General features: G+C 58.0%; 20 protein-coding genes. 10 read left to right on the plus strand and 10 right to left on the minus strand.

Going from position 1 to position 13,275, the window contains the following annotated elements; all coding sequences use genetic code 11:
- Positions 1-15: 15 nt before the first annotated feature.
- The 3 genes from GOV88_RS10105 to GOV88_RS10115 form a co-directional block, all read right to left on the minus strand.
- Positions 16-363 (minus strand): hypothetical protein, encoded by a 348-nt coding sequence (locus GOV88_RS10105; protein ID WP_254449208.1) that lies wholly within the window; start codon positions 361-363, stop codon positions 16-18.
- An 11-nt stretch (positions 364-374) separates the two neighbouring features.
- Positions 375-620: a glycine zipper 2TM domain-containing protein gene (locus tag GOV88_RS10110; protein ID WP_171240333.1), complete on the minus strand. Its 246-nt coding sequence runs from the start codon at positions 618-620 to the stop codon at positions 375-377.
- 101 nt (positions 621-721) lie between these two features.
- On the minus strand, positions 722-1,207 hold the full coding sequence (locus GOV88_RS10115; protein WP_171211657.1) for a peroxiredoxin: 486 nt from the start codon (positions 1,205-1,207) through the stop codon (positions 722-724).
- A gap of 99 nt (positions 1,208-1,306) precedes the next feature.
- Here GOV88_RS10115 and GOV88_RS10120 point away from each other — a divergent pair, with 99 nt between their 5' ends.
- The 3 genes from GOV88_RS10120 to GOV88_RS10130 are packed head-to-tail and all read left to right on the plus strand — an operon-like array spanning position 1,307 to position 3,296.
- Complete coding sequence (locus GOV88_RS10120; RefSeq protein WP_171240334.1) at positions 1,307-2,518, plus strand: NAD(P)/FAD-dependent oxidoreductase; 1,212 nt, start codon at positions 1,307-1,309, stop codon at positions 2,516-2,518.
- On the plus strand, positions 2,515-3,072 hold the full coding sequence (gene rsmD, locus GOV88_RS10125; RefSeq protein ID WP_171240335.1) for a 16S rRNA (guanine(966)-N(2))-methyltransferase RsmD: 558 nt from the start codon (positions 2,515-2,517) through the stop codon (positions 3,070-3,072). Before GOV88_RS10120 ends, rsmD begins: the two co-directional genes overlap by 4 nt.
- A gap of 44 nt (positions 3,073-3,116) precedes the next feature.
- Positions 3,117-3,296, plus strand: coding sequence for a hypothetical protein (locus GOV88_RS10130; protein WP_171122987.1), 180 nt, complete (start codon positions 3,117-3,119; stop codon positions 3,294-3,296).
- Here the strand turns inward: GOV88_RS10130 and map are convergent.
- On the minus strand, positions 3,284-4,096 hold the full coding sequence (gene map / locus GOV88_RS10135) for a type I methionyl aminopeptidase (protein WP_171122985.1): 813 nt from the start codon (positions 4,094-4,096) through the stop codon (positions 3,284-3,286). The two genes, GOV88_RS10130 and map, sit on opposite strands and share 13 nt — an antisense overlap.
- A gap of 202 nt (positions 4,097-4,298) precedes the next feature.
- On the opposite strand from map, the gene GOV88_RS10140 reads away from it, so the two are divergent.
- The gene (locus GOV88_RS10140) at positions 4,299-4,664 is read left to right on the plus strand and encodes a hypothetical protein (protein ID WP_171240336.1); all 366 of its coding nucleotides are present in this window, start codon (positions 4,299-4,301) and stop codon (positions 4,662-4,664) included.
- A 60-nt stretch (positions 4,665-4,724) separates the two neighbouring features.
- Here the strand turns inward: GOV88_RS10140 and GOV88_RS10145 are convergent, their stop codons facing one another.
- Positions 4,725-5,096 carry a lipoprotein gene (locus GOV88_RS10145; RefSeq protein WP_171240337.1) on the minus strand — a complete coding sequence of 124 codons (372 nt, stop codon included), beginning with the start codon at positions 5,094-5,096 and terminating at the stop codon, positions 4,725-4,727.
- 169 nt (positions 5,097-5,265) lie between these two features.
- Entirely contained in the window at positions 5,266-5,964 is a 699-nt protein-coding gene (gene sfsA / locus GOV88_RS10150) for a DNA/RNA nuclease SfsA (RefSeq protein ID WP_171240338.1), read from the minus strand.
- A 52-nt stretch (positions 5,965-6,016) separates the two neighbouring features.
- On the opposite strand from sfsA, the gene GOV88_RS10155 reads away from it, so the two are divergent.
- The 4 genes from GOV88_RS10155 to GOV88_RS10170 are packed head-to-tail and all read left to right on the plus strand — an operon-like array spanning position 6,017 to position 8,932.
- Positions 6,017-6,739: a molybdopterin-binding protein gene (locus GOV88_RS10155; RefSeq protein WP_171240339.1), complete on the plus strand. Its 723-nt coding sequence runs from the start codon at positions 6,017-6,019 to the stop codon at positions 6,737-6,739.
- Complete coding sequence (locus GOV88_RS10160; RefSeq protein WP_171240340.1) at positions 6,736-7,464, plus strand: GNAT family N-acetyltransferase; 729 nt, start codon at positions 6,736-6,738, stop codon at positions 7,462-7,464. The genes GOV88_RS10155 and GOV88_RS10160 overlap by 4 nt, the downstream gene beginning before the upstream one ends.
- A complete protein-coding gene (locus GOV88_RS10165) occupies positions 7,461-8,033 on the plus strand; it encodes a peroxidase-related enzyme (protein ID WP_171240341.1) in 573 nt (190 codons plus the stop codon). The genes GOV88_RS10160 and GOV88_RS10165 overlap by 4 nt, the downstream gene beginning before the upstream one ends.
- Complete coding sequence (locus tag GOV88_RS10170; protein WP_171240342.1) at positions 8,030-8,932, plus strand: OmpA family protein; 903 nt, start codon at positions 8,030-8,032, stop codon at positions 8,930-8,932. The genes GOV88_RS10165 and GOV88_RS10170 overlap by 4 nt, the downstream gene beginning before the upstream one ends.
- Before the next feature lie 4 nt (positions 8,933-8,936).
- On the opposite strand, the gene GOV88_RS10175 is transcribed toward GOV88_RS10170, so the two are convergent.
- Complete coding sequence (locus GOV88_RS10175; protein ID WP_171240343.1) at positions 8,937-9,899, minus strand: sodium-dependent bicarbonate transport family permease; 963 nt, start codon at positions 9,897-9,899, stop codon at positions 8,937-8,939.
- 96 nt (positions 9,900-9,995) lie between these two features.
- Here GOV88_RS10175 and GOV88_RS10180 point away from each other — a divergent pair, with 96 nt between their 5' ends.
- Positions 9,996-10,913, plus strand: coding sequence for a hydrogen peroxide-inducible genes activator (locus GOV88_RS10180; protein WP_171122967.1), 918 nt, complete (start codon positions 9,996-9,998; stop codon positions 10,911-10,913).
- 51 nt (positions 10,914-10,964) lie between these two features.
- Here the strand turns inward: GOV88_RS10180 and GOV88_RS10185 are convergent, their stop codons facing one another.
- On the minus strand, positions 10,965-11,870 hold the full coding sequence (locus tag GOV88_RS10185) for a LysR family transcriptional regulator (protein ID WP_171122965.1): 906 nt from the start codon (positions 11,868-11,870) through the stop codon (positions 10,965-10,967).
- A gap of 228 nt (positions 11,871-12,098) precedes the next feature.
- On the opposite strand from GOV88_RS10185, the gene GOV88_RS10190 reads away from it, so the two are divergent.
- Complete coding sequence (locus GOV88_RS10190) at positions 12,099-12,539, plus strand: DUF4399 domain-containing protein (protein ID WP_254428737.1); 441 nt, start codon at positions 12,099-12,101, stop codon at positions 12,537-12,539.
- Between the two features lie 24 nt (positions 12,540-12,563).
- Here the strand turns inward: GOV88_RS10190 and GOV88_RS10195 are convergent, their stop codons facing one another.
- A complete protein-coding gene (locus GOV88_RS10195; RefSeq protein WP_171240344.1) occupies positions 12,564-12,941 on the minus strand; it encodes a hypothetical protein in 378 nt (125 codons plus the stop codon).
- Positions 12,938-13,135, minus strand: a complete 198-nt coding sequence (locus GOV88_RS10200; RefSeq protein WP_254449209.1) for a hypothetical protein — start codon at positions 13,133-13,135, stop codon at positions 12,938-12,940. The genes GOV88_RS10195 and GOV88_RS10200 overlap by 4 nt, the downstream gene beginning before the upstream one ends.
- Between the last annotated feature and the right edge of the window lie 140 nt (positions 13,136-13,275).

The following is a 13,275-nucleotide window of genomic DNA, read 5'->3' on the forward strand; positions in this document are numbered from 1 at the left end:
CCGGTTCGACCGACGCTAGTCCAACTGTCCGTTTCCGTTCTGATCGGCAGATGAAAAATCCTCATTCATCTGCGCGTCGTATTCTGCACGAGAGATAAGGTTGTCCCGGTTGCGGTCAACGCTTTGGAATTGTTTTATGTCCAGAAACGGCTTGGCCTCTTCCAGACCAAGGGTGCCGTTCTTATCCTCGTCCATTGCCTGAAACGCATAATCGGAAAAAGCGTTGAATTCGTCCTTGGACAGGAATCCATCGTTGTTCGCGTCTATCGCTTTCAGCTCATTTTCATTCAGTTCTGCTGCGGTCTCGGCAATAGCGGTCCCTGCCAGAACGGTCAGGCAAAGTGTTACCAACCCAAATTTCATGACGCGTCCTCTCAGCATGCGAATTTCTGACCTTCGATCCCGCCAACCGCAGCACCTGCAGCTGTCAGGATCGTTTTGCCGGACCCGCCGCCAAACTGGTTGCCGATTACTCCGCCCAAAAGCGCCCCGCCGACCGTGCCGCTGAGGCACGCGATCTCATGCTGGCGGGCGGCCTGTTGTTGCGGGGTGGGGGCCGGACCGCAGGCGGCCAGCGCGCCTGCTGTGCCCAGACAAAGGGCGAAAACCTTGCGCCTCATAAACAACTCCCTGATGAATACAGGTCGAGTATTCGCGCAACGGGGCAGTCTATCAAGTTAATTAGAGGTTTTGGCCCCGGATGTGCCGGGGCCAGACCGTGTCAGATAACGTCCAACAGGCCCTCACCGGCAGAAATTTCACATGCGCCGGGGTTTTCTTCCAGATTCAGTGCGGTGACCTTGCCATCCTCGACCAGCATCGCATAACGCTTCGACCGCGCGATCAGCCCGGCAGGCGGGGCGTCGAAATCCATGCCGATGGCTTTGGTGAATTCGGACGCAGCATCGGCCAGCATGGTCAGGCCCGCATCGGACGCGCCGGTGGCCTCGCCCCAGGCTTTCATCACGAAGGGGTCGTTGACCGAAACGCAGATGATCTCATCCACGCCTTTGGCGCTGAATTGGTCCTTGGTGCGCATGAAGCTGGGCACATGGGCCGAATGGCAGGTGGGTGTGAACGCGCCAGGCACAGCGAAAATCACCACTTTGCGCCCTTTGGTCTTGTCTGAAATCCGAACCTCTTCGGGGCCTTCTGCACCCATCTGGGTCAGGGTGGCGTCGGGCAGCGTGTCACCTGTTGAAATCATTTTTATGCTCCTGTCGTTTGGATTTGCAGAGTCGGGCTTAGCCGCAATATAGGTGGTCGCGTGGATCAGGCCACGGGAATTCGACAGGGTGAGGGAAAGATGAGCCATATTGTCGTAATTGGTGCCGGGCAGGCGGGTGCATCACTGGTGGCGCGGCTGCGCAAGGGTGGCTTTGACGGCGACATCACCCTGATCGGGGCCGAGCCACATCTGCCCTATCAGCGCCCCCCCTTGTCCAAGGCTTATCTGCTGGGCGAGATGGAGTTGGAGCGTCTGTTCTTGCGCCCCGAGAACTTTTACGCCGAGAACAACATCACCCTGCGTCTGGGCCAGCGCGTGACCGTGATTGATCCGAAGGCCAAGACTGTTTCGCTGGGCGATGAGGTCATATCCTATGATGAACTAGCCCTGACAACCGGGTCGGACCCGCGCCGCCTGCCTGCCGCGATTGGCGGCGATCTGGCGGGCGTGCATGTGGTGCGCGATCTGGCCCATATCGACGAGATGGAACCGCGCGTGACCGACGGCGCTCGCGCGCTGATCGTGGGCGGCGGCTATATCGGGCTTGAGGCTGCGGCGGTTTGCGCCAAGCGCGGGGTCAAAGTGACCTTAGTCGAGATGGCCGACCGTATCCTGCAACGTGTCGCCGCGCCCGAGACCAGCGATTATTTCCGCGCGCTGCATACGGGGTATGGGGCCGATATCCGCGAGGGGGTCGGGCTGGACCGTTTGCTGGGTGAGGATGGCAAGGTGACGGGCGCGGTTCTGACCGATGGGTCAGAGATTGACGTTGATTTTGTCGTTGTGGGCGTGGGTATCGCGCCCGCGACTCAACTGGCTGAAATGGCGGGGCTGGAGCTGGACAACGGCATCAAGACCGACGCGCATGGGCGCACATCTGATCCGTTTATCTGGGCGGCTGGGGATTGCGCGTCTTTCCCTCATGCCGGGGGGCGTATCCGTCTGGAAAGCGTACCCAACGCCATTGATCAGGCCGAGATCGTGGCCCAGAACATGCTGGGCGCGGCCAAGGAATATACCGCGACGCCGTGGTTTTGGTCGGATCAGTATGACGTCAAACTGCAGATCGCCGGTCTTAACACCGGCTATGATCGCGTTGTGACCCGGCGTGGAGAAGGCGCAACCGTGTCCTTCTGGTATTACAAGGGCGATCAGTTGATCGCGGTGGACGCTATGAACGACCCGCGCGCTTATATGGTCGGCAAACGTCTGATCGACGCGGGCAAAACGGCTGATCCCGCCGTGGTGACCGACCCCGCAGCGGACCTAAAACCGCTGCTCAAAGCGTGAGGATCATTGCCGGAGAATTCCGCGGTCGGGCCCTAACCTCGGTCGGTAAGGGCGATGCGGGCGCGCATTTGCGGCCCACAACGGATCGGGTGCGCGAAAGCCTGTTCAACGTGCTGACCCATCAGATCGACTTTGACGGGCTGCGAGTGCTGGACTTGTTCGCGGGCACCGGCGCGTTGGGGCTTGAGGCGCTGTCGCGTGGGGCCGCCCATGTGACCTTCGTGGATGACGGGCGCGTGGCGCAGGGGCTGATCCGCAAGAATATCGACCTGACCCGCAGCACCGACCGAACCCAGTTGATCCGCCGCGACGCGACCCGGTTGGGTGACAATCCCGACGCGCCTTACGACCTGATTTTCCTTGATCCGCCTTACGGCAAATCCATGGGGGAAAAGGCAATCGGCGCGCTGCGCGGCTGGATCGCCGGTGATGCCTTGATCGTGTGGGAGGAAAACGCGCCCATGCAGCCGCCCGAAGGTTTCACCCTGCAAAACAGCCGCAAATATGGCGATACGCATATCACGTTGATGTGGAAGGGTGTCTCGGACGCATAAGGCGTGCCTTTGGGGAACTTGGCTGATTGTGTTAGGCTGTGTTCATGGACCGTGTATTGACTCCTCCGATCTGGGCATCGTCACATGAGGCCGCAGCCGATACCGGCCCTGCGCGCAAACCGTTGCGCGCGCCGGTTTTTATCCATGACGCTGCGACGCCTTGGGGGTCTGAAACACTGCTCTTGAAACTCTGGCGCGATCAGAACGCCGATCAGGACGAATAGGTCGAGTGGAACTTGTTGCCCGGTGACAGGGTGAAGATGTCGAATCCATCTGCCGTCACGCCCACCGAATGTTCGAACTGCGCGGACAGGGACTTGTCCCGCGTCACGGCCGTCCAGTCGTCGGACAGGGTTTTGGTTTCGGGTCGCCCAAGATTCACCATCGGTTCGATCGTGAAGAACATGCCCTCTTCCAAAACTGCGCCCGTACCCGGCCGGCCATAGTGCAGGACATTGGGCGGTGCGTGGAAAACGCGCCCAAGGCCGTGACCGCAGAAATCTCGCACAACGCTCATGCGATGCGCTTCAACATAGGCCTGAATCGCGTGGCCGATATCGCCGAACGTGTTGCCCGGCTTTACCATCTCAATACCTTTGAACAGGGCATCATGGGTCACCTGAATCAGGCGTTCGGCCTTGCGGGGCAGTTTGCCCGCCACATACATCCGCGAGGTGTCACCAAACCAGCCGTCGACGATGACGGTGACGTCGATATTCAGGATATCGCCATCCTTTAGCCGCTTGTCGCCGGGAATGCCGTGGCAAACCACGTGATTGACGCTGATACAGCTTGCGTGCTGATAGCCCTTATAGCCGATGGTGGCCGATGTCGCGCCTGCGTCCTCGACCATCTGGGTGATCAGGCCGTCAATCGCCCCGGTGGTCTGACCGGGAAAAACATGCTCAGCAATGTCATCCAGAATCCGCGCAGCCAAGGCCCCTGCCGCGTGCATACCGGCAAAGTCGCCCTGTTCATAGATGCGGATACCGTCCTTGGTCAGACGGCCACGATGTTCCTTCATCGGTGCGAGGCTCCAAATGTTTCGCGCAGCATTTCTTTTACGCTGCTTGTGCAGAAAGTACCAGAGGGCGATGGGTCGCGGGTTTTTTCAACTGTTCAAATGGCGTTGAGCACGGGAATTTCAAGCAAGGGTCTCTGTCTGCCTCTGTTATGCTGCGCCAGCACTGTTTTCCGTACAGCGTGGCAGAATGAAGATTCTTGATGTGAAGAGATGGCTTGTTTTCGCCGTGGCGGTCTTTCTGGGCGGCTGCCGCGAGGACCATAGAACCCTGACAGCGCAGGAGTTGGCCTCGGAACTGAACATCAGCCGAAAGATTGCGTTTGAGCGGTTCCATATCTCTGGTACCGCCACTCTGCGGCGCGACGGAAGCTTCGAGGCCACAGTCCTCCATCTTGGGCGCGACACCGGAACCTGGTGGCTGGACGGAGACAAAATCTGCAGCCGGTGGGCGAACTTCCGACAAGGGCAAGAGCTTTGCGCCATGGTTGGGCAGAGCGAAGATGGTCAGTTTCGGGGGAAAAGTCCGATAAGCGGTTCATTTCTGGGAAATTTCCGCTTCTTGAACTGAGCCGGATTTTGCAAGCCCCCCGACCCTATGATCGAGGACGCTTGCAGTTTTTTGTTTGTCTCAGACGCAAGTGTAGAAAATGAAATGCACGGGGCGGACTGACCCGTCGGCCTGCGTTCTGTTGCTGACACCAAGGTCTTTTTTGATTGCGGCTTGTCCGGTTAGCCTTGGGCTGGCCTGACCTGCGCAGAATGCTGCGACGCGGCGTCTGACTTCGGGCTCGGTCACTTCGTCAGGGAAGAAGCCGACTTCAATGGTCTTGTAAACGCCACCTGATTCCAGTGGAAATGCCAGATCCAGACCTTGTTGGTCAGCAGGGTTTGGGAAAACACTTTGAACCAGTGTGGCACGGCGGGTTGCCGCCGCTTGGGGGTCCACGGAACAGGCGGTCAGGGTGAGCGCGGCGATAAGTACGGAAAATGTCTTTTTCATTGATGTCTCTGATATTGCCTCGGAACTGGAAGGCCGGATTCTGTCGTGCCAGACCCACCCTTCAAGTTGTGTGTGTTGCTGCAGTGTGGCACTTTTAAGGCGAGTGACGGCCAATTGTTCGCGTCGCATTCGAACAGGGCTCAACCCGTAAAAGTCGTTAGGTTGCGAATTAGTCCAAAGGCTTAGGCAGTACCCAAACACCTTCGGGTGAGATGCGTGTCGTGTAGATCAGACGCTCCACCCCTTGTGCCTGAACGGTTTCGAACGTGTCGGCATAAGTTGGGTCTATATCGGCGGCCAATGCAAACCGGTCGCAATCCGTGCGCTGCACAAGGTACAGCATGATCGCCCGGTGACCCCGTGCCACCATCGCGGAAAGTTCGCCCAGATGTTTGGTGCCGCGTGCAGTGACGCTGTCGGGGAATTCAGCCAGCCCCGGCAGGCGCGACAGGGTCACGCTTTTGACTTCGACATAGGCATCCGGCAGGCCGGGTTGGGTCAACAGAAAGTCGATGCGGCTGTTTTCGCCGTATTTTACCTCGGGGCGGACGGTTTCATAGGCGGCCAGTTCACGGATATCCCGCGCCTCCAAGGCTGCGCGCAGGGCTTTGTTCGGAACCGATGTGTCGACCCCGGTGAAATGGCCGTTTTCATGATCGACCAGCCGCCAGCCGTATTTCAGCTTTTTCTTTGGGTCGTCATTGGGTTCAAGCCAGATTTTCTGCTCTGGTTCCGCCAGCCCCATCATCGACCCCGGATTGGCGCAATGGGCGGTCACCTCGCGCCCGTCCTCCAGCCTGCAATCAGCCAGAAAGCGTTTGTATCGGCGGATCAGGCGGGCGGGGACAAGAGGGGTTTCAAATCGCATGGCCAAGGGCCTATACCTGCCCATAGGGTCGATCAAGAGGGGGGCACGTGCCATGGCCAATCCAACCGCCGCAATGCTGGTGATCGGGGATGAGATCCTGTCGGGCCGCACGCGCGACGCCAATATGCACTACCTTGCCGGTGAACTGACCAAGCTGGGCATTGACCTGAAAGAGGTGCGTGTCGTCAGCGACGAGGCCGCCGCAATCGAAGCAGCGGTCAAGGCGCTGTCTGCAACCCATGACCACGTCTTTACCAGCGGTGGGATCGGTCCGACCCATGACGACATCACCGCCGACTGTATGGCCCGCGCTTTCGACACGCCGATTGATATTCGTGACGACGCACGTGCCCTGCTTGAGGCGCACTACGAGAAATCCGGGCTGGAGCTGAATGCGGCGCGCCTGCGCATGGCGCGCGTCCCTGACGGTGCAGCGCTGATTGACAATCCGGTTTCAACTGCACCGGGCTTTACTATCGAGAACGTGCATGTGATGGCCGGGGTTCCTTCGGTATTTCAGGCAATGGTCGCCAGCGTTCTGCATGGGTTGACCCGTGGCAGCCCGCTATTGTCGCAAACCCTGCGGGTGGATCGCGGGGAAGGGGACATTGCCGCGACGTTGTCCGTGTTGGCCGAAGACTTCCCTGATCTTTCCATTGGCAGCTATCCATTTCAGGTCAACGGCGTATTCGGGTCCAATGTTGTCATCCGCGGGACCGACGGTGCTCGTGTTGACGCAGCCACTACTCGATTGGCGAAAGAGCTAGACCTTTGACGCTGCACTGGGGCGACGTGGTCGACGGCACTTGGCCTGCCGCCGAGTACAAGGTGCACGGCCCGTTCCGGTTGCGGCGGGGGTTGGGCGGGGGCTCTCGCGTGTCGGCTGCAAGTGCGCTTGCCCCGGCGGCAATAGCTGACATTGAAGAGGCCGAAGCTGCGATGCAGGCCATGGGGCAAAAGCGCATATTCTGTCTTTGGCCGGGGGATGAGGTGCTGGACAGACAGCTTGCGGACCGTGGGTATGACGTTTTGGACCCGGTTAACATCTATTCCTGCCCTGTTGAGCATCTGACGGATATCCCGATCCCACGTGTCACGGCTTTTGCCATCTGGGACCTGTTGGCAATCATGAACGAAATCTGGGCCAAGGGGGGTATTGGCCCCGACCGTCTGGCTGTGATGGATCGCGCGCCGGGGCCGAAAACCGGGCTGTTAATGCGGCGAGCGGACCAGCCAGCGGGAACTGCTTTTGTCGCGGCGCATGACACGGTTGCCATGGTGCACGCGTTAGAGGTTTTGCCGTCGCACCGGCGTCACGGCTTGGGCCGGTGGGCGATGCGCGCTGCCGCGTTCTGGGCGCAGGAGCAAGGCGCTGAAACGCTTAGCGTGATCTGCACCAAGGCGAATGATGGGGCCAACGGTCTCTATCATGCGCTTGGGATGGAGATCGTGGGAGAATACCATTACCGTCAGCTTACCCAAGGAGAGAGCCCGACGTGACTGATCACACCCTGCCAACAGCCCTGAACCTGCCGATGGCCGATCCGCTGCCGCCCGAAACCCAAAAGTACTTTGATATCTGCGTCGAAAAACTGGGTTTTGTGCCAAATGTGTTAAAGGCGTATGCGTTCGACATCGACAAGCTGAATGGCTTTACGGGGATGTATAACGATTTGATGCTGGGCGACAGCGGCTTGTCCAAACTGGAACGTGAGATGATCGCCGTCGTGGTCTCGGCCATCAATAAGTGCTTTTACTGTCTTGTGGCCCATGGTGCGGCGGTCCGGCAATTATCGGGCGATCCGCAACTGGGTGAGATGTTGGTGATGAACTACCGTGTTGCCCCTTTGGATACGCGTCAGCGCGCCATGCTGGATTTTGCGGCAAAGATGACGACCGCCAGCACCGAGATCGAAGAACCTGATCGTCAGCACCTGCGCGACGCGGGATTTTCGGATCGTGATATCTGGGACATTGCCAATGTGACCGGCTTTTTCAACATGTCGAACCGGGTTGCCAGCGCCACGGCGATGGCCCCCAATGAAGAATATCACGCGCAGGCCCGATGATCCGAATCCTCACCCTCATACTGGCCCTGTGGGTCGGGCCGGCTGCCGCGCAAGACCTGACGATGTCTTCTGGTTCGCGTCTGGTGAGCGACAGGACCAGTGCCCTGGACAGCTATGACATGCCAACCGGGGTTTTTGCCGACGGCTCTGTGCCCGCCCGAACGGTCGAAGGTAGGGTTGAGCGTTTGACGTGGCGCTTGCAGGCGGGGTCCAGCACAACGCTGCAGTTGCTGGAACCTTTGCGGGATCAGATTCAGGCACAAGGGTTCGATGTGTTGTTTGAGTGTGAGGCGCGCACCTGCGGTGGCTTTGACTTCCGCTTTGGAACCGAGGTTGTGCCAACGCCTGACATGTATGTCGCCATTCAGGACTATCGCTTTTTGTCCGCCACGCGCGGGGACGAAGCGCTGAGTTTGCTGGTCAGCCGCAACCCACCCGATGGTTATGTTCAGATGATCCGCGTTTCGCCTGCAGATGCCGAGGCCCCTCCGCCGCTTGTCATCGAAGAGACAGTGGAACAGTCGCAGGGGCTGCTGGCTGATCTTGAACAGAACGGCCATGTCATTCTGGACGATCTGCATTTTCGCACCGGTGAGATCACGTTGGGCGACGGCCCCTTTGCGTCGCTTGCGCTGATCGCTGCATATCTGAAAGACAACCCAGCGGTGCGGATGGCCCTTGTGGGCAACACAGATGACACCGGCACGCTCGAGGCAAATATCTCGGTCAGCACAGGGCGGGCTCAGGCGGTTCGCGTCCGCCTGATCGAAAAACATGGTGTCGCGGCAGACCGGCTTGAGGCGCGCGGTATCGGTTATCTTGCCCCGTTGACCTCGAACGCCACGCCCGAGGGAAGGGACCTGAACCGCCGGGTCGAGGCGATTTTGCTGGTCAACTGATCCGTCACATCACCCACCACAGATAAAGCGGCAATCCAACCGTGATGTTGAACGGGAACGAAACTCCCAGTGACAGGGTCAGGTAAATCCCGGATTCGGCCTTGGGCAGCGCGATTTTCATTGCTGCGGGCACCGCGATGTAAGAGGCCGAAGCGGATAACACCATCAGCAGGAACAGGCTGCCTTCGGACAGGCCGATCACTGCGCCGACTGCCCAGGCCATCACTGCTCCGATCAGGGGCATCAGCACACCAAAGCCAAACAGCCCCACCGACAGTTTATCGCGGTTACTCAGCAAGCTCCGCCCGGCTGAAAGGCCCATGTCCAGAAGAAACAGGCAGAGGATACCGGTAAATGGCGTCACGATGAATGGCGCGATCATCTGCATCCCCTCACCACCGGTTATGGCCCCGATGAAGAACGCCCCGGTCAGTAGGACAATCGATCCGTTTGCCAGCAAATCGCGCCAAAGCCCCGCTTCCTTTACGCCATTGCCATTTGATCTGTGGGCAAGCCACAGAGCGGACAGGATGGCGGGCACCTCCATCGCGGCGGCGACGGCGACCATGAACCCGTCATGGCTGAGGCCGACAAGGTCCAGCAGGCTTGTGGCAGTCACGAAAGTGACGATCGAAATCGACCCATAATGCCCGGCGACCGCAGCCGCGTTCAGCGGGTCCAGCCGGGTCATGACTCGCAGCAAACCAAAGGCCACGAACGGAATGGCAAAGGACAGCGCCACGCCACCCAGTAGGGTTAGAAACAGGTCCAAATGGATGCCATGCTCGGACAGATTGCTGCCGCCTTTGAACCCGATGGCCAGCAGCAGATACAGCGACATGAACTTGGCCGCACCTGCGGGGATCGAAAGATCGCTGCGCACAAAGGCGGCCAGCAGCCCAAGCGCGAAGAAAAGGATCGTGGGCACCAGCAAATTGCTGGACAGCGTGTCGATTACGGTTGGCATTTGCGGCTCCTGTCCCGGTTTTTGGGCTAGGTGCCTTGCCGAAATGCATTATCCAAATATTATCTTTCTAATTTTAACATAGTTTGAGGCTATGAAATGCGCCCAACTCTGCGTCAGCTTGAATATATCGTCACCGTCAGTCGCCTTGGCAGGTTCGGGCTTGCAGCAGACGTGCTGAATGTCAGCCAACCCAGCCTGTCAGCGCAGATATCAGCAGTAGAACAAGAGCTTGGCCTGCGCATTTTCGAACGCAATAGGGGCGGTGTTCACGCGACAGCCAAAGGCGAGGCGTTCATTTCACGCGCCCAGAAGATATTGGCCGAGGTTCAGGACCTGCGCCACGCCATGACCAGCGACGCGCCGGTCGGTGGACGGTTGAGGCTGGGCGTATTGCCGTCAATTGGCCCATATCTTTTGCCGCAGGCCATCAAAAAGATTCACCGGGATCGGCCGGGTCTGCGGATTGTTGTGCGTGAAGAGAATACACGCGATCTGGAACAGGGGCTAAAGGCCGGACGCTTTGACCTAATAATCTCAACCCCCGAAGATCATCCCAACACGATGCAGCAGCGTCTGTTCAATGAAACCTTGTGGATCGGCGTGGCCGTTGACGACTTGTTGGCGCGGGATTTGCATGGCGTCACCGCCGAAGACCTGCGCGACCGTTTGATCCTGACGCTGGATCAAAGCCATCGTCTGTCCCGAATCGTATATGCGCTGGCCGCCGAGTGTGGCGGTGTCGTGTCGGACGAATATGAAGGAACAACGCTGGATTCGATTGTATTGATGGCGGCTTCGGGGGTCGGAGTCGCCGTCTTGCCTGATTTGTACGCGCGTCGGCAGGGTATCTACCGCGATGAGGTTCGGCTGCGCCCCTTGGCTATTCCAAATGCCAATCGCGATATCGCGCTGTTGGCGCGTCGTGGGGAAGACGACCTGCCCGGCCGGAATATTCTGACGAAATCTCTGCGCGCGGTTGCACGCGACATGGGGTTGACGGTTTCGCCCGAATAAAAAAAGACCCGCACAAAATGCGCGGGTCGTACAGTCTTCACTGGGGAGAAATTACCAATCCATCGGGCCCTTGTCGTTGAAGGACTCGACCAGAAAATCAATGAATGCCCTTACTTTGGGCTGTGTGAAACGGCCGGGCGGGTAAACCGCGTAGACGCCTTGAACCTCGTCGGGCAGTGACGGCATCGCATCCTGAACGCGGCCAGATTTCAGCGCGTCCGCATAAAGATAGCTGGGCAGATGGGCGATCCCAAGGCCCGAGATCGCCGCGTTCAGCAGGGATTGGCCGTCGTTGACGCTTAGCCAGCCTGCAGTACGGACCTGACGTTTTTCGCCCGAAGGCGCGGTCAGTTTCCATACATTGCCGGACGACTGGCTGGAATAGTGCAGCAGCTTGTGCTCGTTCAGATCGTCGATCTTTTGCGGACGTCCGTATTTCTCGATATAGCTTGGGGCCGCGACCATACGTTTCACGGTTTCCGTCAGCTTGCGGGCGCGCAGAGTGCTGTCTTCCAACTCTCCGATTCGAACGGCCACATCAAAGCCTTCTGAAATTAGTTCCACATACCGGTTATTCAGAACCATATTCACTGTGATATCCGGGTAAGCTGCCAGAAAACCTGACAAAACCGGTGACAGGTGATTCACGCCGAAATCTGTCGCGACGCTGATTCTAAGCAACCCGGATGGCGCGGATTGCATCGAGGTCACCAAGGCGTCGGCTTCACCCGCGTCATTCAGGACGCGACGCGCCCGGTCATAGTAGGCCAGGCCGATTTCTGTCGGCGAAACACGACGAGTCGTGCGGTTTAACAGGCGGGCGCCCAGGCGGGCCTCCAGGCTCGATACGTGCTTTGACACGGCCGACTTGGAGATGCCCATTTTCTTGGCCGCGTCGGTGAAGCCACCCTGGTCCACCACGTTGGCAAAGGCTTCCATTTCGGTCAGTCTGTCCATTCTCGTTCCCCAGGTATTGGTTCGTTGACCGATTTTTGCGGCCAATCTGGGCGGAAACTGGGCAGACATGGGATAATATCAGGGATTTTATTCGGATCGTTTGCGTATAGGAAACGCGGAAACGATGGTTTCTTAATTCGCCACAAACTCAATACACGCAGGCTTTTATGGGAATTTGGCTAAATATGTTAAGATGAGCATGGCAAATTTGTGACCATGGAGAAGACAATGAGAGCTCTTTTTACCATCGCTGCCCTGACCCTTTCCGCGACGCTTGCTTTGGCCGGAGGTGAGACACCTTCGAACCCGGATGCCGAGGTCTATTTCGTGAATTTGTCGGATGGAGATACCGTAAAATCACCCGTGACGATCGTTTTCGGCCTAAGTGGAATGGGCGTCGCCCCAGCCGGAACAGAGAAAGAGAACACCGGCCATCACCACCTTCTGATCGACCGCCCACCGCTGGGTGAGGGCGAGGACGGCGCCGATGAGTTGGCCTATGGTCTGCCTGCCGATGACAACCACATCCATTTCGGTGGTGGGCAAACCGAAGTGACACTGGATTTGGCACCGGGCGAACATACGCTGCAACTGGTCTTGGGGGATGCGGGTCATGTGCCACACGCAACGCCAATTGTGTCCGAAGTGATTACGATCACGGTCGAGTAGGCTGTGCGCATTCGGTCGACCTATTTAGGCGGCAACACGTAGTAGGAAGATTCTGCGCGCCAGCGCCGTATTCAGCCGTTCTTTTGTATACCAATTGTTGAGGACAACCTTAGTCATTAAGTCGGGGTTTTCCTGTGCGAACGCTGCAAAGTCATCTGATTGCCCATTGGCAAGACGCTCGGCAATCAGACTCATGAACGCGTAAGTGATCGTCAGATTGAACTTGTCAGGGTCACCCGCCTTGGCAGCAAGCGATCGGATTCCTTTCGCGTAGATCGCCGCGGCATCGATGAAATCATACTTGCGCAGCAGATCGTATGCGACTTGCACGTGTTCGGCATGTCCGAACGTAGTGTTGTCGATGGCGTGTGCTTCAAATGCGTTAGTGATATCGGCGCTCATTCACCGTCCTCCTTGAAGCGATGGCTGTCTTGGGATGTCCAGTCGAGGTCATAGACACTTTTGAGTTGCTTGATCTTCTCCAGCGTTTCCTCGGAAAACGCCGGTTTGTTTTCAAAACTGTGCAGGGTCATGCCTTCGATTAGATCGCTCAGGGTCATGTCCAGCGACTCTGCCAGCCCCTTCAGAACTTTCAAAAGCCGTCTTTCGATTCGAATTCCAGTTTGGATACGTACTATTTTCTGATTCATTTGTTGTATATGTACATATGTACATAAGGAGTCAAGCGGCATCAAAAAAGCCGCCTCTTCCGAGACGGCTTCCCATGGCGCAAAAA

The organism is Ruegeria sp. HKCCA5491 (genome assembly GCF_013034565.1).
Lineage (GTDB): Bacteria > Pseudomonadota > Alphaproteobacteria > Rhodobacterales > Rhodobacteraceae > Ruegeria.

Excerpts from the sequence above, each read along its gene's own strand:
- sfsA (WP_171240338.1), bottom strand. The coding sequence starts at position 5,964 with ATGCGATTTGAAACCCCTCTTGTCCCCGCCCGCCTGATCCGCCGATAC.
- GOV88_RS10190 (WP_254428737.1), top strand. The coding sequence starts at position 12,099 with ATGAGAGCTCTTTTTACCATCGCTGCCCTGACCCTTTCCGCGACGCTT.
- GOV88_RS10170 (WP_171240342.1), top strand. The coding sequence starts at position 8,030 with ATGATCCGAATCCTCACCCTCATACTGGCCCTGTGGGTCGGGCCGGCT.
- GOV88_RS10145 (WP_171240337.1), bottom strand. The coding sequence starts at position 5,096 with ATGAAAAAGACATTTTCCGTACTTATCGCCGCGCTCACCCTGACCGCC.
- GOV88_RS10110 (WP_171240333.1), bottom strand. The coding sequence starts at position 620 with ATGAGGCGCAAGGTTTTCGCCCTTTGTCTGGGCACAGCAGGCGCGCTG.
- GOV88_RS10115 (WP_171211657.1), bottom strand. The coding sequence starts at position 1,207 with ATGATTTCAACAGGTGACACGCTGCCCGACGCCACCCTGACCCAGATG.
- map (WP_171122985.1), bottom strand. The coding sequence starts at position 4,096 with ATGAAGGAACATCGTGGCCGTCTGACCAAGGACGGTATCCGCATCTAT.
- GOV88_RS10120 (WP_171240334.1), top strand. The coding sequence starts at position 1,307 with ATGAGCCATATTGTCGTAATTGGTGCCGGGCAGGCGGGTGCATCACTG.
- GOV88_RS10175 (WP_171240343.1), bottom strand. The coding sequence starts at position 9,899 with ATGCCAACCGTAATCGACACGCTGTCCAGCAATTTGCTGGTGCCCACG.
- GOV88_RS10105 (WP_254449208.1), bottom strand. The coding sequence starts at position 363 with ATGAAATTTGGGTTGGTAACACTTTGCCTGACCGTTCTGGCAGGGACC.
- GOV88_RS10130 (WP_171122987.1), top strand. The coding sequence starts at position 3,117 with ATGGACCGTGTATTGACTCCTCCGATCTGGGCATCGTCACATGAGGCC.
- GOV88_RS10155 (WP_171240339.1), top strand. The coding sequence starts at position 6,017 with ATGGCCAATCCAACCGCCGCAATGCTGGTGATCGGGGATGAGATCCTG.
- GOV88_RS10195 (WP_171240344.1), bottom strand. The coding sequence starts at position 12,941 with ATGAGCGCCGATATCACTAACGCATTTGAAGCACACGCCATCGACAAC.
- GOV88_RS10180 (WP_171122967.1), top strand. The coding sequence starts at position 9,996 with ATGCGCCCAACTCTGCGTCAGCTTGAATATATCGTCACCGTCAGTCGC.
- GOV88_RS10185 (WP_171122965.1), bottom strand. The coding sequence starts at position 11,870 with ATGGACAGACTGACCGAAATGGAAGCCTTTGCCAACGTGGTGGACCAG.